Annotated in this window: 18 protein-coding genes; 7 read left to right on the top strand and 11 right to left on the bottom strand. The window is 67.5% G+C overall.

From position 1 onward, the window contains the following. Nucleotides 1–380 precede the first annotated feature (380 nt). The 3 genes from ACGTNG_RS14240 to ACGTNG_RS14230 form a co-directional block, all read right to left on the bottom strand. Nucleotides 381–1,097, bottom strand: a complete 717-nt coding sequence (locus ACGTNG_RS14240) for a response regulator transcription factor (protein ID WP_394797179.1) — start codon at nucleotides 1,095–1,097, stop codon at nucleotides 381–383. After that, the gene (locus tag ACGTNG_RS14235; RefSeq protein WP_394797178.1) at nucleotides 1,094–2,917 is read right to left on the bottom strand and encodes a sensor histidine kinase; all 1,824 of its coding nucleotides are present in this window, start codon (nucleotides 2,915–2,917) and stop codon (nucleotides 1,094–1,096) included. Before ACGTNG_RS14235 ends, ACGTNG_RS14240 begins: the two co-directional genes overlap by 4 nt. Nucleotides 2,918–3,293: 376 nt before the next feature. Further along, nucleotides 3,294–3,719 carry a response regulator transcription factor gene (locus ACGTNG_RS14230; RefSeq protein ID WP_394797177.1) on the bottom strand — a complete coding sequence of 142 codons (426 nt, stop codon included), beginning with the start codon at nucleotides 3,717–3,719 and terminating at the stop codon, nucleotides 3,294–3,296. Nucleotides 3,720–4,098: 379 nt separating this feature from the next. Between ACGTNG_RS14230 and ACGTNG_RS14225 the strand changes: the two genes are divergently transcribed. The 3 genes from ACGTNG_RS14225 (at nucleotide 4,099) to ACGTNG_RS14215 (ending at nucleotide 8,127) form a co-directional block, all read left to right on the top strand. Next, nucleotides 4,099–4,632 (top strand): hypothetical protein, encoded by a 534-nt coding sequence (locus ACGTNG_RS14225; RefSeq protein WP_394797176.1) that lies wholly within the window; start codon nucleotides 4,099–4,101, stop codon nucleotides 4,630–4,632. A gap of 4 nt (nucleotides 4,633–4,636) precedes the next feature. After that, nucleotides 4,637–5,491, top strand: a complete 855-nt coding sequence (locus ACGTNG_RS14220) for a carbonic anhydrase (protein WP_394797175.1) — start codon at nucleotides 4,637–4,639, stop codon at nucleotides 5,489–5,491. A gap of 677 nt (nucleotides 5,492–6,168) precedes the next feature. After that, nucleotides 6,169–8,127, top strand: coding sequence for a DUF3604 domain-containing protein (locus tag ACGTNG_RS14215; protein WP_394797174.1), 1,959 nt, complete (start codon nucleotides 6,169–6,171; stop codon nucleotides 8,125–8,127). A 174-nt stretch (nucleotides 8,128–8,301) separates the two neighbouring features. Here the strand turns inward: ACGTNG_RS14215 and ACGTNG_RS14210 are convergent, their stop codons facing one another. From ACGTNG_RS14210 to ACGTNG_RS14200, 3 genes are all read right to left on the bottom strand, one after another. Beyond that, the gene (locus tag ACGTNG_RS14210) at nucleotides 8,302–8,763 is read right to left on the bottom strand and encodes a flavodoxin family protein (protein WP_394797173.1); all 462 of its coding nucleotides are present in this window, start codon (nucleotides 8,761–8,763) and stop codon (nucleotides 8,302–8,304) included. 67 nt (nucleotides 8,764–8,830) lie between these two features. After that, complete coding sequence (locus ACGTNG_RS14205) at nucleotides 8,831–9,292, bottom strand: potassium channel family protein (protein WP_394797172.1); 462 nt, start codon at nucleotides 9,290–9,292, stop codon at nucleotides 8,831–8,833. Between the two features lie 127 nt (nucleotides 9,293–9,419). After that, a complete protein-coding gene (locus ACGTNG_RS14200; RefSeq protein WP_394797171.1) occupies nucleotides 9,420–11,693 on the bottom strand; it encodes a tetratricopeptide repeat protein in 2,274 nt (757 codons plus the stop codon). Between the two features lie 367 nt (nucleotides 11,694–12,060). Here ACGTNG_RS14200 and ACGTNG_RS14195 point away from each other — a divergent pair, with 367 nt between their 5' ends. From ACGTNG_RS14195 to ACGTNG_RS14185, 3 genes are all read left to right on the top strand, one after another. Beyond that, the gene (locus tag ACGTNG_RS14195) at nucleotides 12,061–13,644 is read left to right on the top strand and encodes a thymidine phosphorylase family protein (RefSeq protein ID WP_394797170.1); all 1,584 of its coding nucleotides are present in this window, start codon (nucleotides 12,061–12,063) and stop codon (nucleotides 13,642–13,644) included. Next, the gene (locus ACGTNG_RS14190; RefSeq protein ID WP_394797169.1) at nucleotides 13,644–14,549 is read left to right on the top strand and encodes a ribose-phosphate diphosphokinase; all 906 of its coding nucleotides are present in this window, start codon (nucleotides 13,644–13,646) and stop codon (nucleotides 14,547–14,549) included. The genes ACGTNG_RS14195 and ACGTNG_RS14190 overlap by 1 nt, the downstream gene beginning before the upstream one ends. A gap of 177 nt (nucleotides 14,550–14,726) precedes the next feature. Further along, nucleotides 14,727–15,374 carry a hypothetical protein gene (locus ACGTNG_RS14185; RefSeq protein WP_394797168.1) on the top strand — a complete coding sequence of 216 codons (648 nt, stop codon included), beginning with the start codon at nucleotides 14,727–14,729 and terminating at the stop codon, nucleotides 15,372–15,374. A 48-nt stretch (nucleotides 15,375–15,422) separates the two neighbouring features. Here the strand turns inward: ACGTNG_RS14185 and ACGTNG_RS14180 are convergent, their stop codons facing one another. The 5 genes from ACGTNG_RS14180 to ACGTNG_RS14160 all read right to left on the bottom strand — a co-directional run bounded on the left by ACGTNG_RS14180 (nucleotide 15,423) and on the right by ACGTNG_RS14160 (nucleotide 20,447). Beyond that, nucleotides 15,423–16,688 carry a M20/M25/M40 family metallo-hydrolase gene (locus tag ACGTNG_RS14180; RefSeq protein ID WP_394797167.1) on the bottom strand — a complete coding sequence of 422 codons (1,266 nt, stop codon included), beginning with the start codon at nucleotides 16,686–16,688 and terminating at the stop codon, nucleotides 15,423–15,425. A 99-nt stretch (nucleotides 16,689–16,787) separates the two neighbouring features. Beyond that, nucleotides 16,788–17,741: a zinc metalloprotease HtpX gene (locus ACGTNG_RS14175; protein WP_394797166.1), complete on the bottom strand. Its 954-nt coding sequence runs from the start codon at nucleotides 17,739–17,741 to the stop codon at nucleotides 16,788–16,790. Nucleotides 17,742–17,986: 245 nt separating this feature from the next. Continuing rightward, nucleotides 17,987–18,226 (bottom strand): hypothetical protein, encoded by a 240-nt coding sequence (locus tag ACGTNG_RS14170; protein ID WP_394797165.1) that lies wholly within the window; start codon nucleotides 18,224–18,226, stop codon nucleotides 17,987–17,989. Nucleotides 18,227–18,708: 482 nt separating this feature from the next. After that, complete coding sequence (locus tag ACGTNG_RS14165; RefSeq protein ID WP_394797164.1) at nucleotides 18,709–19,296, bottom strand: NADPH-dependent FMN reductase; 588 nt, start codon at nucleotides 19,294–19,296, stop codon at nucleotides 18,709–18,711. A gap of 95 nt (nucleotides 19,297–19,391) precedes the next feature. Further along, on the bottom strand, nucleotides 19,392–20,447 hold the full coding sequence (locus tag ACGTNG_RS14160; RefSeq protein WP_394797163.1) for an SO_0444 family Cu/Zn efflux transporter: 1,056 nt from the start codon (nucleotides 20,445–20,447) through the stop codon (nucleotides 19,392–19,394). Between the two features lie 229 nt (nucleotides 20,448–20,676). Between ACGTNG_RS14160 and ACGTNG_RS14155 the strand changes: the two genes are divergently transcribed. Next, a complete protein-coding gene (locus ACGTNG_RS14155) occupies nucleotides 20,677–21,435 on the top strand; it encodes a VIT1/CCC1 transporter family protein (RefSeq protein WP_394797162.1) in 759 nt (252 codons plus the stop codon). The last annotated feature ends 46 nt before the right edge of the window (nucleotides 21,436–21,481 follow it).

Here is a 21,481-nt window from a genome sequence, read left to right as displayed (position 1 = left end):
CACCCCGACACGATTAATGTCCGTACAAACATCCTGATCATCGCTCTCGCCTTATACCTTTGGGGGACTGAAGATCGATGCTATGGCACCGCCTTCTGCCACTATCGATGACTCGATGTGGTCAATGACTAGGCCAGATATGCCCAGACCTGGTGCCTCTGCCGACCATCCTTCCATCAATCCTCGCCGCCGAATGAAGAGGCTGCGACGATTGCTTGTTTCTCGAGGGTATTTCCTGGTGTTTGAGCCGATTCACAGTCGCGGATCACAAGCGCAGCACCAGCTCCGGGCCGAGGACGGACGGGGGCCACCCGCGAACGGCACGTCAGGGGATGCGTCTCCCTCACGGGGATGAGGGGCGGCGAGTACGGGAGGGCCCTTCACCAGGGGGAGGGCCCCTGCGGTCGTGTCTTTCTGCGGGGGGGGGCTCCTGGCAGGTGAGGGCCAGCAATGCCGAGCGCCTGACACCGTCGCGCCAGCTCCACGACGCTGCGGACGCCCATCTTGGTCATCACCCGGCTTCGGTGGACCTTGACGGTCTTCTCGGCGATGCCCAGGTCCGCGGCGATCTGCTTGTTGAGTCGTCCGCCGACCACATGCTCCATGACTTCACGCTCGCGTCGGGTGAGCAGCGCCATCGCCTCGCTGATTCGCTGCTCGGCGGCCAGCTTCACCCGTGTTCGGGCACTTCGGAGCAAGGCTTCGCGGACTGCCGGAAGGAGCGTCTCCTCGGAGGCCGGCTTGATGAGGTAGTCGACCGCGCCATGCTTCATGACGGTGACGGCGGTGCCAAGATCGCCATAGCCAGTGAGGAAGATCGCCGCCAACGCCGGACTGTGGGTGGCCAGCCATCCTTGCAGCTGCACCCCGCCCACGTTCGGCAGGTGGACATCCACAAGGGCGCATCCCGTCGAATTCTCCGGCAGCGTCGTGAGAAGGCTCTCGGCGCTTTCATGACACTGCACGGTGTAGCCGTGAGCCTCCAGAAGGCGGCCGAGTGATCGGCGGACGCTGGCGTCATCGTCGACAACGTACACACGCGACTCGACGGGAACCTGAGCCTCGGACTGCTCGTGGGCCTCTACCTGAACCGTCATGACCCGTTGACTCCGCTGGCGGCGCGTGGGCTCTCGAATGTCGATTGGCGGGCGGGCAGAGTGAACCGGAAAGTGGTCCCCGGCCCTGGCTCGTTGCCCTCCGCCCATATGCGACCATCATGTCCCTCGACAAGGTTGCGGCAGACGGCCAGCCCGATCCCCATACCCTCCGGTTTGGTGCTGTAGAAGGGCTCGAAGAGCCGCTGTATCTCGTTTGCCGCTATGCCCGTCCCGCTGTCTCTTACCGCTACCAGCACCGCCCCGGAGGGATCCAGTCCGGCACGCACCTCGATCCGGCGGTCTCCCTCGGGTTGCCGTTCCACGGCATGGAGTGCGTTGAGGAGTAGGTTGAGTATCACCTGCTGGATCTGCGATTTGCTCGCCGTCGCGAGGCAGTTCGGGGCCAGGTCGCTGATGCAGGCGATGCCCTTCAGCGCCATGTCAGCACTCACCATTTCGAGCACCTCGTTCACCGCATCAGCGAGATCGACGGTTTCCTGGGCCGTCTCCGTGGGGCGCGTCATGTCCCGCAGTGTCCTGATCACCTGGCTCGCTCGCTTGGCGTCGGCGGCAATGTCGTCAAGCACCTCACGGACCTGCTCCATCGATAGAGAGTGAGCCTCCTGGAGGCGCAACCCCGCCTGGGCGTTGTTCAGGATGGCGGCGAGCGGCTGCATCAGCTCGTGGGCCAGGGAGGCACTGATCGCGTCCAGTCTTGTGACGCGGTCCATGTGCGCGAGTTGCCGGCGAAGCTCGAAGGCTTCCAGCTCGGCATGCCGCGAGGCGGTCACGTCCACCGACACGCAGCCCAGGGCCCACGGATTTCCCTTGGCGTCGTACAGGGGGAAGCGCATGGAGCGAAGGAAGCGGGTACCGTCCGGTGACGGCACCCTGTCCTCCGTCTCTACATCGTCTCCTGCCGCGAAGAGGTCCACCTCGGCGTCCTGATGTCGCCAGGCCGCCTCGCTCGGGAAGAGTTCTCGATCCGTGCGACCGCGCATCTCGTCCATGTCGAGGCGGTGTTCATCCGCGAAGGCCTTGTTGACGAGCAGATACCGCAGATCCCGATCCTTCAGGGTCACCATCGCCGGCACGTGGTCCAGCAGTGCCTGCACCCGATCCTGGCTCAGTCGCCGATCCTGGCCAACCGCGGCGCTCATCAGCACGACGGTGGGAAGCAGGCTCAGCTCGAAGGCCGGGAAGGTGTCGGCAATCCCCAGCAACCACATCAGTTCGAGCACGCTCCCCACAGCGAACACACCGAATGACGCGCCAATCGCCAGGAGGCGTCCACTTGCCCCTGATCGATACTGCCTCCGGCACGCGAGAACACCGTCGAGCAGCACTCCCACGAGCCCCAGAAGAAGGGCGATATAGATATAGAGGAGCACGGGGTCAGGAGACGTCGCTGCCTGAACCTCGGTGGCATGCCAAGAAGACCATTCACCGGTCAGGGAGGCCGCTGCGGGAACGCCCAGGGCGCCGAGCGCGATTGCCAGAAAGTAGAGACTCAGCGCTGCACGGGACCACCGGGGGCGAGCGCCGGTGCATGCGAGCACCAGCCAGGGAACGATGGCGAACGCCATGGCGGCGGTGACGATCTCGACGCGCCACAGGCCCGCGAGCGCCTCACCCGCGAGCGGATGATGGCCCAGGGCCCGCACGATGAGATAGCCGGCCATCAGTGCGCAAAAGACGGCAAACAGCGGCTGCGAGCGCTCTACGGGGCGTCCGCGGCTCAACATGCTGTGGTGGATAGCTCCGAACAGCCACAGCCCCGCCAGGATCAACAGGGCTGACGTGTAGACCTGAACAGGCACTTTGGATTCCTCGCTGGCGCCAACGTCGACGACGACATCTGCGCTTGGCCCGAATCTTTATGAAGATAGTCCAGATCCCCACGACGATGTTGTCGCGGCTCAATGCAGCATCCCCTCACCGACCATGCCGCCTACCGGATCGACGGCCGTCGGATCCCGTTGGTGTAGGGCATCGTCGGGACCGAAGTCGCCTCGGGGGTGGCCTCTCGGCTGTGCACCGCCGCGTTCGGCATACCAGTGAACGGGGGCTCGACGGGGATGGTGACCAGGATGCGGCCCTGCTGCTGAACCGGGGAGTCGAGTCATCGACAGCGCTCTGCCAGGCGCGAAGGGGGGCAGGCGGGCGACGCGTTTACAGGATGGTGCGTCGGCCGCATCAGCCATCGGGCTGGTTCGGTGCGGTCACCCACTCGATGGCGTCGATCAACGCCTTGTCATCGACCGGCTTACTGAAGAACAGGCTCGCCCCAAGACGCTTGGCCATGTGGCGATGGCCGCCGGCGTCGGTGGCCGAGAGGGCGATCACCGGTATGTCGATTCCCTGCCGGTGCATGCGCTCGACGACCTGCAGCCCGCTCGCCCCCGGCATGACGATATCCAGGAGCAGGCAACAACGCCCCGTCCTGGCGAACCGCACCGCGTCGAGAAAGCGGTCCGGAGCGTCGAAAACGGTGACCTGGAACCCGGCAACTCCCAGCAGTCGCGACAGGCTGCGACGCACGGACTCGTCGTCATCGACCACGAACACGGACACCTCTGAGCGAGTCGCTGCCACCTCTTGGCCCTCCTGCTTGAACTCCAAGGTGTAGCCCTTTCCAAGTCCTGGCGTCATTGGACCTTGGGCCCAGCGCAGAGGATCGGTTTGTCCTCCGATACGATCTCGACGGAAGGCGGGTGGACCCAAGGTCCAACTTCCAGACCCGCGGGGAAGGACCTAGGCTATTTCCAGCGATGACGGTAGACAACAGGGCCCGGTGCGGTGGAGGCAAGCCCTCTAGCACGACCGCCGCTGCCACGTCAGTGCATGACCAGACTGCACCGACGCTGCAATCGCCCCATGACATCCCGGACCGAATCACGAGGTCCGACGACATCCTGCCTCTGCCGACATGCTGGACCCATAGCGAATTGGCCTTCAAGGGAGCGACTGCAGGGTCGATCACCGTGAGGAACAGGACCCCATGGCAATACGGCAAAGGTTGATCCACGAGCTCAAGGCGGTGGGGGTGACCACGCTCTATTTCGGTAGCTGGCTGGCCGCATTGCTCGCGCTGAAGCAACTCATCCTGGCGGAATACCATATCGAATTCAGTGGTATGACGAAGGCGGTCGTGGGCGCGCTGATCCTGTCCAAGGTCGTGCTGGTGCTGCAGCACGTATCCTTGGGGAACTGGGTGCGCTGCCGGCCCGCCTGGGTAGACGTCGTGCTGCGTAACGCCTTGTACGCCCTGGGGGTGCTGGTCGTCCTGCTGCTGGAAAAGGGGTTCGAGGGAAGGCATGAGCACGGTGGCTTCGTTGCCTCACTGAGCGCGTTGTTCCGGCAGGTGGATATGCCCCACGTCTGGGTGAACGTGATATGCCTGACTGGCGCCCTGCTGGGCTACAACGTGCTGTCCGTGATCCGCAGGCACGTGGGTGGGGGCGTGCTGGTGCGGATGTTCCTGACCCCCCTGCCGGAAGAGCCCGCAGCAGGGAAACCAGAGAAACCAGACTGAGCCGATGTTCAACAATATCGGGCACGAATATCGGGCACGCCTGACCGGTCGGTTGATGCCATTAAAGCGGTGGTGGACCAGCGATGGATGTCTTTCACCAATGAAAGAGGGGAAGAGCATGAAAGCGATGCAGAGGAAGTCGGCAATTCTGGGGATCTTCGCTATGGGATGGGCCTGCACGGTCCTGGCCGAGCCTTGGGGCTATAGCGGCGAGACCGGCCCGGACCGATGGTCGGAACTCGATGCCGAGTACGCCATGTGTGACATGGGCCGTAACCAGTCGCCCATCAACCTGGCTGCTGCCGTGGAAGCGGATCTCACGCCGCTGGAGCTCGATTACCGGAACGAGGCCGCCGATATCGTCAACAACGGGCACACCGTCCAGGTGAATTACGCAGCGGGCAGCATCCTGACCGTGGACGGCCACGCGTTCGAGCTGAAGCAGTTCCATTTCCATTCCCCCAGCGAGAACCACATCCAGGATGAATCCTTCCCGTTGGAGGCCCATCTGGTCCATGCGGACATGGAAGGCAACTTGGCGGTGGTGGCGGTGATGTTCGAAGAGGGCGAGCCAAACCCCCTGCTGTCCGAACTGTGGCAAGCCATACCGGCCGAGGCCGAGGCCGACAATACCCTGCCTTCGGGCCTGAGCGTCGAGCAGATGCTGCCCTCGGATCGTGACTACTACCGCTTCAATGGCTCTCTTACCACGCCGCCCTGTTCCGAAGGCGTGTGGTGGCTGGTCCTGAAGGAGGCTGCCACGGTGTCGACGGCACAGGTCGAGCAGTTCTCCAAGACCCTGGGCTTCGCCAACAACCGGCCCATCCAGCCGGTGAACGCCCGTCCCGTGTTGCAGTGATCTCGAAGGCCGGGCGTAGTGCGGCATCGCCGTGTTCGGCCTCGACGGCGCGCGAGTGGGCCCAAGGTCCAACTACCGGCCCCACGGCGAAGTACCTAGGCTTTTTCAGCAGCGGGATTCGTCAGCAAGCTCCCGGTGCGCCCTTGGGCCGCAACGGCGACGTCCCTCACCGGCCGACTGTCTCACGCTCATGATCGTCGCCAGTTCCATGCCCATGGAGGGTATCGGACATGCGCTTCACTCACACCATCGGGTCGCGCAGCGGGAGGGAGCTCCTGGTGCACGTCCTGGTGATCGTCGGCTTTATGGCGCCAGGGGCAGAAACGGACGCCCGCTCACTCGGTGACCGGACCGCCGTGACGGCGGGGGATATCGAGCGGTTGCAACGCTGTGGCAGAAGCATTGGCAGCCGGCCCCGGCAGATGCCGAGACCGCTGGCCTCATCGATGAGCAGGTCCGTTAGGAGCCCGCTGTATGATTTGAGGCGGATCGAGGGCGGTATCGCACGCCGCCTCGGTGCTCCTTCACTCAAGGTTATTTCGCCCCGGACGGGCGCGGTGCGGCAGGCGAGCAGGAGGCCTTCTGGCTGATCGAGCGTGTGACAGGGTCCGGGTGAGCACAGCGGATGTGACGGTGCGAACCACCCGGTTGATTCGAGCGATGGAAGGAGAAAGACGATGTCCTGGGGAACACTTCACCGAGTTCTACTTGCCGGCTCAACGGCAGCCGTATTGAGCCTTCCGGCCGTGGCGCAAGAACGTTCGACCGTGGGAATCAACACCAGCACGATGGATGAGCAAGCTCTTCAGGGTATCCAACAGCCGCGACCGTACTCGCCTTATGCCGGGCGCAATTTCCCCACGCGGCCGTTTTTCGGCGACACGCATCTGCACACCGGCATGTCCATGGACGCCGGTGCCGCCGGTGCGCGGCTCATGCCGCAGGACGCCTACCGCTTTGCAAAGGGTGAAGAGCTCATGGCCTCGAGCGGTCAGCAGGTGAAGCTTTCGCGCCCGCTCGATTTCCTGGTCGTCGCCGACCATTCCGATAACATGGGGTTCTTCCCGCAGCTGCTCTCGGGCGCCCCGTCCTCGCTGGCGGATCCAACGGGAAGAAAGTGGTACAACATGGTTCAGTCCGGCAAGGGGATGGAGGCGGCGCTCGAGATCGTCAACTCTTTCTCGGATGGATCCTTCCCGAAGGATCTGCTGTCGATGCCGGGCGCGAGTGTCTATCGCTCGGCCTGGGAGGACACCATCGAGGCGGCCGAGGCGGCCAACGAACCGGGCCGTTTCACCGCTTTCATCGGCTATGAGTGGACCTCGAACTCCGGCGGCAACAACCTGCACCGTAATGTGATCTACCGCGACGGCGGGAGCTATGCCCGGCAGATGGAGCCCATGGTGACCCTGGCGCCCTGGGGCAGCGACAACCCGCGCGATCTCTGGGCGTGGATGGAGGACTACGAGGCGAAGACCGGCGGCGACGTGCTCGCCATCGCGCACAACGGCAACCTCTCGAACGGCCGCATGTTCCCGCGCATCGAGTCCTTCACCGGCGAGCCCATCGATGCCGCCTATGCCGAGGGCCGCGCGCGATGGGAGCCGCTCTACGAGGTGACGCAGATGAAGGGTGACGGCGAGGCCCACCCCTTTCTCTCGCCGAACGACGAGTTCGCCGACTACGAGACCTGGGACAAGGGCAACCTGGTCCTGAGCGAGGCGAAGACGCAGGACATGCTGGAGTTCGAGTATGCCCGCTCGGCGCTGAAGAACGGGTTGGCCCTCGCGCCGGAGCTCGGCACGAATCCCTACAAGTTCGGCCTGATCGGTTCGACCGATTCGCATACCGGCCTCGCCACCGCCGAGGAGGATAACTTCTTCGGCAAGGTCTCAAGCATGGAGCCGGGGCCGGAGCGGGTAAAGCGCCCCTTCATGAAACAAGGTGACCTGCAGATCATGGAGTGGGAAGTGACCGCCTCCGGCTACGCCGCCGTATGGGCCGCCGAGAATACCCGTGAGGCGATCTTCGATGCCATGGAGCGGCGTGAGGCCTATGCCACCACCGGCAGTCGCATGATCGTCCGCTTCTTCGGCGGCTGGGATTATACGCCCGAGGATGCGCAGAGCCGGCTCCCGGCCGAGACCGGCTATACCAAGGGTGTGCCCATGGGCGGCGACCTCAGCGCCGCACCGGAGGGGAGGGCGCCTACCTTCCTCGTCGCCGCGCTCAAGGACCCGATCGGCGCCAACCTCGACCGCATACAGATCATCAAGGGCTGGGTCGATGCCAACGGCGAGGAGCAGGAGAAGGTTCATGACGTGGTCTGGGGCGATGCCGATGAGCGCCAACCAAGCACCGACGGCAAGCTGCCGGTGGTCGGGAGCACGGTGGATGTGGCGGAGGCGACCTGGACCAATACCATCGGCGACCCAGAGCTGATCGCGGTCTGGACCGACCCCGACTTCGACGCCTCTCAGCGCGCCTTCTACTATGCCCGCGTTATCGAGATCCCCACCCCGCGCTGGAACGCCTACGACGCCAAGTTCTATGGCTTGACGCTGCCGGACGAGGTGGTGATGACCACGCAGGAGCGGGCCTACACTTCGCCGATCTGGTACACACCGGAGGACTGAGCAGGCACGCAGAAGGCGGTCCCCGGACCGCCCTTCTCGTCGGACCACTCCTTAAGACCGTGCTCCGGCTCTCGCAGCAAGCGGCGCTGGATCGCGAGAGAAGGGCCGATGGATGATCGCCACATGGAAGGGGGGCCTGACCCAGTCACCCCTTCGAACGTGAGTAACAGCCCCCTAGAGGATCCCGCTTTCGAGCCCCGCGGCCATGGCCATGCCCAGCTCCTCCACCTGGTCGACGAAGCCCTCCTGCCACTCGCCGTGCAGGATCAGCGGCGCCTGCACCCACTTCCAGCGCAGGCCTTTGACGATGCTCTCCACGGCGCGCCGGGTGCCGGTGCCATCGTGGCCGGCGCGCACATAGAGCGCGCAGGGCAGTCCCTGCTTCTCCTCCAGCACGGGGTAGTAGCTGCGATCGAAGAAATCCTTCAAGGCGCCACTCATATAGCCGAGGTTCTCGGTGGTGCCGAGCAGGATGGCATCGCAGGCCCACACGTCCTCGGGGCCCGCCTCCAGCGGCGGCCTGACCACCACCTCCACCTGCTCGATGTCGGGATGGCGCGCACCGCGCGCGGCGGCCTCGCAGAGTCGTTGCGTATTGGGCGAGGGCGCATGGGCCACGATCAGCAGGCGAGGCATGGTGATCTCCGGCGGTGAGTGTTGCCCGCCATCATGCCATGTGGCAGGCGCGTCGACAGGGGCGCCGTTAGCGCTCGCGGCGGGCCGACCAGTGGCGCTGCATCTCCAGGAAGGTGATCGACGCCGACCAGGTGATCAGCATCAGGCCGATCAGCGCCTCGGTGCCGGTGATGAAGCGGATCGGGCCCGTCGGGACCAGATCGCCGTAGCCCAGGGTGGTGTAGGTGATCGCCGAGAAGTAGACGTAGTCGAGGAAGTCGAGGCTCGTCATGCCGATGAGCTCGCCGGTCAGGGGATGCGCGCCGAGCAGGGCGAGGGCGACGGCGAAGATCCAGATCTGGGCCACGTGGGTGCCGAACAGCACGAAGCTCAGCAGCAAGAAACGCACGCGCAGCGAACGACGCGACGTCTCCAGGTGCTGCCAGAGGCGCAGCGACACCTCGTAGTGCATCAGGATGCAGATCAGGACGGTGGCCAGGGTAATCGCCACCGCCCAGAGATGGCCGTTGTAGAGCGAGGCAGCGAGCACGATGGGCATTCCTTTGAGCGGATAGACGGCAAGCCTAGCGCGATCCCGGTCCCACCGTCACGGGCCTGGCGAGGACTCGGCGCGTCCGGCGAGCCGCCATGACGACGCGCCGAACGCGGCCGGGGCGTTACTGGCCTTTCAGCTGCTGCTCCAGGCGTTGCAGGCGAGGATCGTCGGGCTGAAGTCGGCGCAGCCGCTCCAGATGCGACAGCGCCTGGGGGATATTGCCCGCGGCGGCATTCAGGTAGACCGCGGCATAGAGCAGGTCCGGCGCCTCTGGCGCCAGGCTGAGCCCGCGTTCCAGGGCCGCCAGCGCCTGCGGTTTTCGACCCAGGCGATCGAGCAGCAGGGCGCGATTGTAGTGGGTGCGCACGTGCTTGGGGCGCCATTCGGCGGCACGGTCCAGCCAGCTCAGGGCCTCGTCGAAGCGTTGCGCTTCGGCAAGCGACAGGGCGAGCAGGTAGGCCAGGTGGGCGCGATCGGGCGTGGGCATGTCGGTCCGCGACAGGCCCTCTTCCAGCACCCGTCGTGCCTCCTGGCCCTCGCCCCGCTGCGAGAGCAGCGTGACCAGGTTGCCACGCGCGGGCAGGAAATAGGGATCCATCGCGAGCGCCGCTCGGTAGTGCTCGATGGCCTCGTCCTCCTTGCCCGTCCGGCTGAGCAGCACGGCCAGGTTCAGGCGATTCCCCGGCAGGTCGGCGTTCTCCCTCAGGCGACGCTCGACATCGCGCCGCGCCTGCAAGAGGTCATCACGCCGTGCCTCGGGCACCCTCATCATCGAGGTGCCGGCCAGCGCCTTCACGACCTCGTCGCGGACCGCCAGCAGCGGATCATCCAGAAGCGGCAGCAGCAGCGCCACCTTGGCCGCATCGGGAGCCCGGGCGAAGGCCGGGACGCCGGCGGCACGCACCAGGCCGCCCGGGTCCTGCAGGGCGGCCTCCAGGGTAGGCAGCGCCGGCACGCCGACGTCGGCCAGCGCATCGACCGCCGTGGCACGTACGATCTCCGGCGTGCCCTGGTCGGCCGCCAGCCGCTGCAGGTCAGGCAGGGCGTCATCGCGGCCCTGACGGGCGGCGGCGAGGATCTCGCCGTAATGCGTGTTGCCGCGCTCGGCACGGGCGAGATCGCCGAACCAGGTGGCGAGGCTCGTGGCCGCGCGTTCGGGGGCCATGTCGTCGTGGCAGCGGGTACAGGCATCCGGGCTGCCCGTGGCCTCGTTGAGGTCGGGGCGCGGCACGCGGAAGCTGTGGTCTCGCCGGGGGTCGACCACCATGTAGGTGGTCTCGGGCATGTGGCAGCTCACGCACTGCGCGCCTTCGCTGCCGGAGGAGTGATGGTGATGGTCGACGCTGTCGTAGTCGGCCGGCGTGATGCCGGGAAACCGAGAGGGAGGAGCGGCATTGTGGCACTGGGTGCAGACCGCATTGCCTTCGAGGCGCAGGCGGTTGGTGTGTGGATCGTGACAGTCCGTGCAGCTCACCCCGGCCTGATACATCTTGCTCTGGGCGAAGGAGCCATAGACGTAGACCTCACCCTGGATCTGGCCATCGGCGTGGTAGAGCCCCTCCGTCAGCAGGCTGGGCAGGGCGCTTTCGAGCAGGGGCTGGCCATGTGCCGGGCCCACGCCCAGCATCTGGCGGCGGCTGTGACAACGCGCGCACTGCCCAACGAGTGCCTGGCCCGACATGTCGCCGAGGTCCACGCCGAGCCCCATGTCCGTGTTGCTCGCGTTGTCGGTGGGCGTCGAGGTGTCATCGGTTCGGGGGGACCCTATCTCAACCCAGTCGAGATGTGCCTGGCTAGGGCCGTGACAGCTCTGACAGCCGACGTTCTGCTCGTGCCAGGTGGTGTCGAAGACGTCCTCCACCGGGTCATAGCCCTTCTGCAGGTTGGTGGAGTGGCAGTCGGCGCACATGGCGTTCCAGTTCTGGTAGCGCCCCTGCCAGTGCAGCGGGTCGTCGGGGGTGAAGGTCCGCCCCGGGTAGAGGGAGAACCAGCGTTGCCCGCCGTCCTCCGCGGCGCGTGAGTCCCAGGCGATGGTCAGGCTCTGCAGTCGGCCGCCCGGCATCTCGATCAGGTACTGCTGAAGCGGAAAATAGCCGAAGGTGTAGGCGATCTCGCGGGTGGTCTCGGGCTCGCCGGGGCCCGCGAGGGTCACGAGGAAGCGCTCCGCCTCCCGATGAAAGCGCGCCTCGACCTCTCCCTCCTCGAAGCGGGCACCGGCAAAGTCGCCGAGCACGTTGTCCGGCGTGGCCTCGCGCATGGCCCAGCCGTGATCGGAATCCCGCCAGGCGAGCGTTTCTTCCTGATGGCAGCCCGCGCAACTGCCCTCCGGCGCATAGCCCATGGGCTCGCTGGCCATCCGCGGCGAGGCGGCTTGGCCGATGGCGCTCCAGGCCAACAGCAGCAGGCAGCATCCCGCAAGGGCCCAGCGTGAACGGCTTCGAATGAAGAACCAACGGGTGTGCGCGTATCGTCTGAGTGCGTCCAATGCGACCTCGATTCCTGGGGGCGGTGATCGGTGAGTGGCAGGGGGCTCGCTGGTGCATCACCTCGACGCCGTGTCGCACGCCCACTCCCTCAAGCTAGCCCACGGTGTGGGCTTGGCAAGAAAGGGGGTTGAGCCTGGAAGAGGAGCCTCGGTGCGTCCGCCGCGCCGCGATGACGCTGCCCCGGGGCGCTGCTAGGATGAAGCCATCTCTCATTCGGGTGACCCAGCCGCACGTCCCGGGCGCGGCGCCAGCCCGTCACCCCGCAAGGACGACACGATGACCCGATCCCTCGCCGCCGAGGCGGCGTCCGCTCAGGATCACCTCTCACCGCTCAAGCTGACACGCGTCGGCATCGATACCTATCGTGAGAACGTGGCCTACATGCACCGGGAGTGCGACCGCTACCGCGCCGAGGGCTTCCAGGCGCTGGCCAAGGTAGAGGTGCGTGCCAACGGCCAGCGCATCCTCGCCTCGCTCAACGTGGTGGACGACGCCTCGATCGTCTCCTGCGGGGAGCTGGGGCTCTCCGAGGATGCCTTCGCTACCTTGGGGGTGGCCGAGGGCCATCCGGTGAGCATCCTGCAGGCCGAGCCGCCGCCCTCGATTCCCGCCCTGCACCGCAAGATCGCCGGCGAGCGCCTGACCCGCGACGATTTTGTCCAGATCGTTCAGGACATCGCCGAGCGGCGCTATTCGAAGATCGAACTGACCGCCTTCGTGGTGGCCTGTGATCGCAACGAGCTCGACCGCGAGGAGGTGTTCTACCTGAGCGATGCCATGAGCCGGGTGGGGCGCCGGCTCGACTGGCACGAGTATCCGGTGGTCGACAAGCACTGCATCGGCGGCATTCCCGGCAACCGCACCTCGATGCTGGTGGTGCCGATCGTCGCCGCCCACGGCCTGCTGTGCCCCAAGACCTCCTCCCGCGCCATCACCTCGCCCTCGGGCACCGCCGATACCATGGAAGTGCTGGCCAAGGTCGACCTGCCCTTCGAGGAGCTGGGTCAGCTAGTGCGCACTCACCGTGGCTGCCTAGCCTGGGGCGGTACCAGCCAGCTCTCGCCGGCTGACGACGTGCTGATCTCGGTGGAGCGCCCGCTCTCCATCGACTCGCCGGGGCAGATGGTCGCCTCGATCCTCTCCAAGAAGGTCGCCGCCGGCTCCACCCACCTGCTGCTCGACATCCCCATCGGCCCCCACGCCAAGGTGCGCTCGATGCCCGAGGCGCGCCGGCTGCGCAAGCTCTTCGAGTTCGTGGCCGGGCGCATGGGCCTGACCCTGGACGTGGTGATCACCGACGGCAGCCAGCCGGTGGGGCAGGGCATCGGCCCCGTGCTGGAGGCCCGGGACGTAATGCGAGTGCTCACCAACCATCCCGAAGCGCCCATGGACCTGCGCCAGAAGGCCCTGCGCCTGGCCGGGCGGATGCTGGAATTCGATCCGGACGTGCGCGGCGGCGACGGCTTCGGCCTGGCGCGGGACATCCTCGACTCGGGCCGAGCCCATGAGAAGATGCAGGCCATCATCGCGGCCCAGGGTGCCACGCCCTTCGATCCCGAGCATCCGCCGCTGGCGCCGCACTGCCTGGAAGTGACCGCTCGCTCCGACGGCGTGGTGACCGCCATCGACAACCTACAGCTGGCGCGTATCGCCCGGCTCGCCGGGGCGCCGCGGGCGGTGGGCGCCGGGGTCGACGTGCTGGCGCGGATCGGCGATGCGGTCGAGGCCGGCCAGCCGATCTATCGCGTCTACGCCGCCTACCCCAACGAGCTGACCTTCTCCCGCCAGGCCAGCGAGCGCGACAGCGGCTTCGCCATCGGTCAGCCCGATCAGATCACCCGACTCAACGTGGAGGGCTGATGACGCCCGTGCTGCTCTACTGCGACGACGAGGCCGCTGCCGCCTGCCGGCTGGCCGAGGCCGCGGGGCTGACGGCCGCCGCCATCGAGCGCCACCGCTTCCCCGACGAGGAGCTGCGCCTGACGCTGCCCCTTGCCGATGCCGCGGCCTTCCCCGAGACCCTGGTGATCTATCGCAGCCTCGACCGGCCCAACGACAAGCTCGTCGAGCTGCTGCTGATCGCCCGCCATGCCCGGGCCCAGGGCGTGCGCCGGCTGGTGCTGGTGGCGCCCTATCTCGCCTACATGCGCCAGGACATCGCCTTTCATCCCGGCGAGGTGGTCAGCCAGCCGCTGATCGGTCACTTCCTCGCCGAGCTGTTCGACGCGGTGATCACCGTCGACCCCCACCTGCACCGCATCGAGCGCCTCGACCAGGCAATTCCTCTCGAGCATTCCGTCGCGCTCTCCGGCGCGCCGCGCCTCGCCGAGCTGATCGCCACGAAGCGCTCGACCCCGCTGCTGGTCGGCCCCGACGACGAGGCGCGCCAGTGGGTGCAGAGTGCGGCCGCCGCGACCGGGTTCGAGGTCGGGGTCTGCCACAAGACCCGCCATGGCGACCGGGACGTGGCGATCACGCTGCCGGCGCTCGACGTGGCCGGCCGCCAGGTGGTGCTGATGGACGACGTGGCGAGCTCCGGCCATACCCTCGCCCGCGCCGCCGAGGCATTGCTCGATGCCGGGGCGGCCTCGGTGGACGTGGCCGTCACCCATGCGCTCTTCGTCGGCGATGCCCTGGCGGTGATCGAGGCCGCCGGGGTGGGGGAGGTGTGGAGCACCGACGCCATCGCACATTCGAGCAACGCCATCGCCCTGGCGCCGCTGCTGGCGCCGGCCCTCGAGCGGGTGTTGACGGCCTGGCCGTAGCCCACGCCGCTCTTCTTTGGCATCGACAGGGGGGCCCGACACGAGACGGTCGGGCAAAGCGACGAAAAGCGAGGGTTCCGTGCGGTTGATCTCGGTATGAGCGCCTTGTGCGCACTGCATCGCCATGTTCTTGTTTAAGGTCGACGATGCACTGCATGAGGGCGAAGCGAGATGGACATGACGAACGGAGCCGTGCTGCTGGCCGGCGTGGCCCTGACCATGGGGCTGGCGACCGTGGGCGTGCTCTGGCGTCTGCGCCGCGACCGCCGCCCCGAGGCTACCGCCGAGACTGACCCCGTCGAGACCGCCCCCGAGACGCCGGCGCCCGCGCCCTCTGCCGGGCCCCCCGCTTCGCCGGCACCGGCGCCTCGCGCCTCGGCGGCACCCGAGCCGGAGCAGGTGGCGCGGCGCTTTCGTGTCGCCGCGGAGGGCGAGGTCCGGCAGTGCCTGTTCGTGGTCCTCGATTGGCCCGGACTCGACACCAATCGCCGTATCCGCCGCCGGCTGGAGGAGGCCGGGGCGGTCTATGACGCCAGGCAGCGGGTCTACAACATCCATCCGCCGCGCACCGGCTATCGCATGATGATCGCCAACAGCACACCGCCCGGCGCGCTGCCTCCCCTGCACGAGGAGGGCCAGCATCCGGTGGTCGACGGCCTCTCCATCCTGGTGCACTTCCGCAACCGGCGCCGCGTCGCCCACAGTCCCGATGCGCTGATTGACTTCACCCGCTCCATCGCCGCGATGGGCGGCAAGATCCTCGACGCCGAGCGCCACGAGGTCAGCGACGAGGAGTTCGAGCAGCTGCGCGGCGCCGCCCCCTAGGCGCCGGCCCCTCGGGTCCGCCCGGGGGACCGGTCGCGGTGCGCGGGCCTAACTGGCGTCGTCACTCTCCCTGGACGCCTCGGGCTTGGCACCACCCTGATGCCCCAGCGGGCCCGCCTGGTCCAGGCGAGGGTGGTGGTCGAGGAACTCGCGATGCGGATCCGGCAGGGCATCCAGGGCCTGGACGGTGTGGGTGATGGCATGGATCGCGGCCAGCACGTCTTTGGTGTAGCCGGTCTCGGAGATGGTGTGCATGTTGCGGATCGGGAAGCCGATCGAGGTGGCGACGCAGTCCACGGCGGCGAGCACCCCGGCCATGCCGTCGGTGCCGGTGTCGGGCCCCACGATGTCGCGCTGCATGGGAATGCCCCGCTCCCGGGCGGTGGTCTCGACGATCCGGTTGAGCTGTTCGCTGGCGATGGCGCCCACCGACATGGTGAAGCCCTTGCCCATCTCCAGCGGCTGCATGCGCCGATCGCCGATGCCGGGGGCGGCCACGTAGTCGTGGTTCACGTCCACGGCGATGACGGCGTCGGGGCGCAGCTCACCGGCCAGCACCCGACTGCCGAAGCGGCCGATCTCCTCGTAGCTGGCGATCGCGAACAGCACGCGCACCTGCTCGGTGCCGCCCGCCTCGGCGATCAGCCTCGCCACCTCGGCGGTGACGAAGCAGCCCAGGCCGTTATCCAGGTAGGCGCCGTAGAAGGTGTCCGGGCTGAAGCCCGGGCGGATCGGGCGATTCAGCAGGATGGCATCGCCGGGGCGCACGCCGAGGTTCTCGACCTGCTGCTTCTTGTTCTCGCCGTGGATCTGCAGGTCGAGGTAGATCTGCTCCTTCTTGATGCCCTTCTCGCCGGAGCGCTGCGCCGGGTCGGAGAAGTGAATGGCGCCCAGCGCCTCCACGGTGCCGCCCTCGAGGCGCCGATAGTGGCCCGGCGCCTCGGGATCCTCGCTGAACAGCGTGACCTCGTGGCCGATCAGCACGCCCGGCAGGAAGGAGTCGGTGTTGATCCAGATCTTGCCGTCCTCGCCGATGGAGCGCACCTGCATGCGGATCTTGTCGGCATGGCCGATGATCATCACCTTGAACAGGTCGTCGCGACCCGGATGGGTATCGAGCACCACGCCGGCATGGCCCTTGAACTGCTGCAGTCGCCAGTGGGCGGGGGTGACGGCCTCGAAGTGGGGCTTCAGCACGCCGTAGGTCATCGCGCCTTCGAGCCCCACGGGGCTCGGGGCGGCGAGGATGCGCCGCATCAGGTCGAACTGTGCCTCGGGCATGGCCTGGGTCCAGGGGGCTTGGGGATCGCTCATGGGGCTTCTCTCTCGATGGCTCGGGTCAGGGAGGAGGTGATGATGTTGGCGGTGAGCCTTTGATCCACAGGATGCGGCCTCGTCCCACGGGCGCGCAACTCAGCGTCGCAGCCAGTAGCGCCGGCCGAGGGGGCCAGGAGGCTCGTTGATCATCGGGGAGTGAGCCGGGTCGCCGAGCAGCGAAGGCTTCGCCTGACCCGCGGGCACCTCGGCCGCCAGCAGCCGACGGATGCGCTCGCGGGTCGAGGGGTGGGTGCGCAGCCACTCGGGGCCCGCCGGCGGTTGGCGGCCGAAGAGCGTCAACAGCCAGCGGCCGTGATGACGCTCCAGCACGGCCAGGGCCGAGGCCAGGGCCTGGGGATCGCCGGTCAGGCTCGCGGCCTCCTGGTCGGCGGCGTACTCGCGGTGTCGCGAGAGGGCCAGCTGCAGCAGGGTGCTGAGGGTGGGCGAGAAGGCCACGATCAGCAGTACTCCCCAGGGCAGGCGCAGCTCGCCGGCGAGGATCATCGGCAGCATCAGCAGCAGGCCGACCTGCAGCACGGTGGTCAGAAAGAGCGTCAGGCGCGTCATGGCCGCGGCCATCGACATCACGCGGGTATCGCCATGGCGCAGGTGGCTGACCTCATGGGCCAGCACCCCGGCCAGCTCGCGCATGGTCAGGGTGCGCAGCAGACCGGCGGTGACGGCGATGCCGCCATCGTGGCGAGAGCCCACCGCGAAGGCGTTGAGATCGGGGGATGGCGCGTAGAAGAGCTGGGGGGCGGCGGCGAGCCCGGCCCGCTGGTAGAGGGCGTCGAGCAGTCGATAGAGGGTCGGCGCCTGATGGCGCTCGACCAGGCCGGCGCCGGCCTCGGAGAGGATGACGCGAGCCGGCACCCAGCTGCCGGCCAGCGATCCTACCACCGCCGCGCCGAGGCTCATCAGCAGGCCGAGACCACCGGCCAGCAGATAGCCGGGTACCGCCAGCACCAGCCCCAATCCGCTCATGATCAGCAGGGTCTGCAGGCCGTTCTTCAGGCGGCTTCGCCCGCGTCGCGGTGTCTCGGTCGTCATGAGGCTCGATGACCCTGGGGTGGTGGGCGATACGCTCAGTATCCCTCGTCGAGTCGAGGCTGTCATGGCAGGCAGGCCTCTACGCAGGCAGGCCAGGCTCCTCGCGGGGCCTGGCCTGTGTCGGGGGAGGGGCAGAGTGTCTCGCCTGAAGCCGTATCGAACGGGCGGTCGTGACCGGCTTGAGCCTCGCTCTCGTCTGTGCACGGTCATGGGTCAGCGAGACAGGTTCTGCTTGGCTGCCGACGTTACTTCCACCAGCGCTCCTGCTGGCGGGGTTGCTGGCCCCTCTGGAAGGTCTGCTGGAGCTCCCGGGTCTGGATACGGTCGGTACCCATCATCCCTTGGCCCGCTGCCTGGCTCGTGTCGGCGATTCCCTGATGCAGGCGCGCACTGCGCTCTTCTAGATACGTCGAATCACCCGCCAGGGAAGCACTCACGGAGCCCAGGCTGATCACCAGGATGGCCGTCAGTGTCGTGAGTTTCATGGGACGCCTCGTCGTGTCGTGTCATGGCGCTGACGCTGTCGGGTCGGTCGGGCGCCAACTATCGGGCCGACCCGTGAGTGTCCATCATCGCAGGGCTCGCCGGTCGAAGGCGGACGTGCCATGGCGGACAACCGGGGTGCCGGTCGTCAAGGCGGGCTGAGCTGGAGAGGGTCGCGTGAAGAAGGAGGGTCTGATTGACATGACAGCCGAGGTTCTTGGCGCTGGCCTTCGGATCGCCGTCGCGGGCGCCTTGGCGCTGGCCCTATCAGTATAGGGCCCGGCGTTTGCGTCGCGGCATGACGGCGCCCAAAAGCGCCGCCTGATCGGTGAAAATCAGCCGTTCGTCTGCCCATGGCAGCGAGCCCATCGGCTCCTGTCATGATAAAGCTAGGGCGCCGGACTCGAGATGCGCGGCGATCCTCGACGGCCGCTCAGCGCCTCGGCCGAGGCGTTCAGGCGGCGCTCTCGTTCAAGCCGTTCGTTCAGCTCCTCAGTCGGTGCAGGGTGTCGACCAGCCGCTGGCACAGGCCGTCGAGCTTCTGCTGCTGTTCGTCGCCGAGCCGGCCCTGATCGTCGAAGGCCTTGGCGGCCCTGGCCACGGCGAGCTGATCGGGCAGCACGGTCACGCCGATGTTGGTGAGCAACTGGCGGGTCAGCATCAGGCTGCGTAGGCCGCCGAGTCCTCCTGGGGAGGCGGAGACCACGCCGGCCAGCTTGCCCGCGAAGAGGTCCAGGCCGCTCTCACCCTCGTGGGGGCGCGTCAGCCAGTCGATGGTGTTCTTGAGCAGCGGGGTGATGAAGCCGTTGTACTCCGGCGAGGCGATCAGCAGGCCATCGTGCTCGGCCAGGCCGCGACGCAGCACCAGGGCGTTCTCGGGCAGGCCCTGCTCGGCTTCCAGATCGCCGTCGTAGAGCGGCATCGGATGGTCACGCAGGTCGATGAAGGTGGGGCGTCCGCCCGCCCGCTCGATGCTCTCGGCGGCCTGGCGGGCCAGCAGCTTGTTGTACGAGCCGGCGCGGGTGCTGCCGGCGAAGACCAGGATGCGGGGATGTGGCTGGCGATCGGTCATGGGGTCTCCTCGTCGTTCCGTCGATGTGGTGCGCTTCTCACGGGGAGCGGCGTGGCCCGTCATGCCTTGTCGGGGCCATGGCGGGCTTCGCCGCCTCAGGCGTGGTGGAGCAGATGGCCGGCAAGTGAGCGGCGCAGCGGCTTCACGGCCAGCAGGATCAGCACGCTAAGTCCCAGCCATTCGACCCAGCCGGGCAGCAGTTCGCCGACCTCCTCGATCTGCCGGGCGATGTCCAGTTGCCACCAGCCGGCCAGGGCATCCACCCCGAGCCCCAGCGCGATGGCGCTCACCAGGATGCCGGCGAGATAGGCCAGCAGTGCCCGGTTGCCCATCTCGCGGCGGAAGACGCCCAGCGTGGCCAGGCTGGTGACCGGTGCGGCGATCAGGAAGACCAGCACGGTGCCGGGCGAGACGCCCGCCAGCAGCAGCCCGGCGGCGATGGGGGTGGCGGCGGTGGCGCACAGGTAGAGCGGGATGCCGATCATCGCCATCACCAGCATGGCGACCGGGCCGCTGCCCAGCACGGCAAGCTGCTCGGGCGGGGCCAGGGCGATGAGGACGCCGGCGACCAGCAGCCCCGCCAGCAGCCAGAGGCTGATGTCGTCCAGAATGTCGGTGAAGGCATAGCGCAGCCCGCCGGCCAGCCTGGCAGCGAGCCCGGGGGACGCCTCGAGCGCCGCCGGCTCGGCCTGGCCACCGTCGCAGCAGCCGCCGCAACCGGGCTCGGCCTTGGCAGGGGCCTGCTCGACCGCCGGCACCGTGCGCCCCACCAGCAGGCCGGTGACGATGGCGGTGAAGACCGCGCATATCGCTCGGGCCGCGGCCATGAAGGGGCCGAGCAGGGCATAGGTGATGGCCAGGGAGTCCACCCCGATGCCCGGCGTGCCGATCAGGAAGGCGGTGGCGGGGCCGCGGGAGGCGCCGCCTCGATACATGGCCAGGGCCGTGGGAATGGCCCCGCAGGAGCAGAGTGGCAAGGGGGCGCCGATCACCGCGGCCCGCGCGATGCTGCCCAGCCCGCGTCCGCCGACCCAGCGCGTGAGCACGGCCTCGGAGACCAGCGCCTTGATCAGCCCGGCCATCACCAGTCCCAGCAGCAGCCAGGGCGCGGCGGAAAGGGCAACGGCCAGGATGGCGTCGAGTAGTGGCATGAGTTGGCTCCTCGAGGGCATCTCGTATTCTGCGACTGTCGACCACCGGTGGGTCAAGCGCTGTTGCGCTCCCGGACGTCGACGATCACCTCGCGGTGGCCTTGCCAGGCCGTGTTGCACGGTCGGTTATGGTGCCTCCCTCGGAGCGGGCCGTCGGGGCCGGGCCTTCAACTGTCCCAGGCCGGCTGTGCCAAGCTTGGAGCAGGATGAAAGACGCGCGGGGTGGTCCATGAGTGATCGGAGGCGGGAGGCGCTGGAGCAGGAGCATCGACCGGAGGTGATCGAGCGGCGGCTGCGAGCCCCTTCCCGGCACCGGCACCTGCCCGATGCCATCCTCGGCGGTATCGACGGCTGCGTCACCACCTTCGCCGTGGTCACCGGGGCCTTCGGCGCGGGATTTTCCTCCACGGTCGCGCTGGTGCTGGGGGTCGCCAACCTGCTCGCGGACGGTTTCAGCATGGCGATCAGCAACTACGAGGCGATCCAGGCCCAGCGCGAGCATGTCGACGGCGTGCGTCGCACCGAGCATCACCATATCGACCTGGTGCCGGAAGGGGAGCGCGAGGAGATCCGCCAGATCTTCCGGCGCAAGGGGTTCGCGGGGGAGACCCTGGAGCGGGTGGTGGAGACCATCTGCAGTAATCGCGAGACCTGGGTGGAGACCATGGTGTCCGAGGAGCATGGTCTGCAGACCGTGGGACTCAGCCCGTTGCGCTCGGCGTTGGCTACCTTTCTGGCCTTCCTGGTGGTGGGCGCCATGCCGCTGCTGCCCTATGCCCTGCCGGGGCTGGAACCCACACGGCAATTTCTGGCGAGTCTGGCAGTGGCCGGGCTGATGTTCTTCCTGATCGGCATGGGCAAGAGCCTCGTCTATCACCAGCCGGTGCTGACGTCGGGGCTGCGGACCCTGCTGATCGGAGGGGCCGCAGCGGGGCTGGCCTTCTTCACCGGCCATCTGGCACGGGCGATGTTTGGCGTGGGGCCGTGACGGGGGAGGTTCGCGACGCTTAGGGGGCGGAAGTGTCGCCGCTCGG

It is taken from the genome of Halomonas sp. B23F22_3 (genome assembly GCF_043496965.1).
In the GTDB taxonomy this organism is placed as follows: domain Bacteria; phylum Pseudomonadota; class Gammaproteobacteria; order Pseudomonadales; family Halomonadaceae; genus Halomonas.
Note: the sequence above shows the minus strand (reverse complement) of the source record. Positions and strands in the feature narration are given on the sequence as shown.

Excerpts from the sequence above, each read along its gene's own strand:
- ACGTNG_RS14240 (WP_394797179.1), bottom strand. The coding sequence starts at position 1,097 with ATGACGGTTCAGGTAGAGGCCCACGAGCAGTCCGAGGCTCAGGTTCCC.
- ACGTNG_RS14185 (WP_394797168.1), top strand. The coding sequence starts at position 14,727 with ATGACGAACGGAGCCGTGCTGCTGGCCGGCGTGGCCCTGACCATGGGG.
- ACGTNG_RS14210 (WP_394797173.1), bottom strand. The coding sequence starts at position 8,763 with ATGCCTCGCCTGCTGATCGTGGCCCATGCGCCCTCGCCCAATACGCAA.
- ACGTNG_RS14195 (WP_394797170.1), top strand. The coding sequence starts at position 12,061 with ATGACCCGATCCCTCGCCGCCGAGGCGGCGTCCGCTCAGGATCACCTC.
- ACGTNG_RS14225 (WP_394797176.1), top strand. The coding sequence starts at position 4,099 with ATGGCAATACGGCAAAGGTTGATCCACGAGCTCAAGGCGGTGGGGGTG.
- ACGTNG_RS14160 (WP_394797163.1), bottom strand. The coding sequence starts at position 20,447 with ATGCCACTACTCGACGCCATCCTGGCCGTTGCCCTTTCCGCCGCGCCC.
- ACGTNG_RS14175 (WP_394797166.1), bottom strand. The coding sequence starts at position 17,741 with ATGACGACCGAGACACCGCGACGCGGGCGAAGCCGCCTGAAGAACGGC.
- ACGTNG_RS14170 (WP_394797165.1), bottom strand. The coding sequence starts at position 18,226 with ATGAAACTCACGACACTGACGGCCATCCTGGTGATCAGCCTGGGCTCC.
- ACGTNG_RS14155 (WP_394797162.1), top strand. The coding sequence starts at position 20,677 with ATGAGTGATCGGAGGCGGGAGGCGCTGGAGCAGGAGCATCGACCGGAG.
- ACGTNG_RS14190 (WP_394797169.1), top strand. The coding sequence starts at position 13,644 with ATGACGCCCGTGCTGCTCTACTGCGACGACGAGGCCGCTGCCGCCTGC.
- ACGTNG_RS14220 (WP_394797175.1), top strand. The coding sequence starts at position 4,637 with ATGTTCAACAATATCGGGCACGAATATCGGGCACGCCTGACCGGTCGG.
- ACGTNG_RS14215 (WP_394797174.1), top strand. The coding sequence starts at position 6,169 with ATGTCCTGGGGAACACTTCACCGAGTTCTACTTGCCGGCTCAACGGCA.
- ACGTNG_RS14165 (WP_394797164.1), bottom strand. The coding sequence starts at position 19,296 with ATGACCGATCGCCAGCCACATCCCCGCATCCTGGTCTTCGCCGGCAGC.
- ACGTNG_RS14180 (WP_394797167.1), bottom strand. The coding sequence starts at position 16,688 with ATGAGCGATCCCCAAGCCCCCTGGACCCAGGCCATGCCCGAGGCACAG.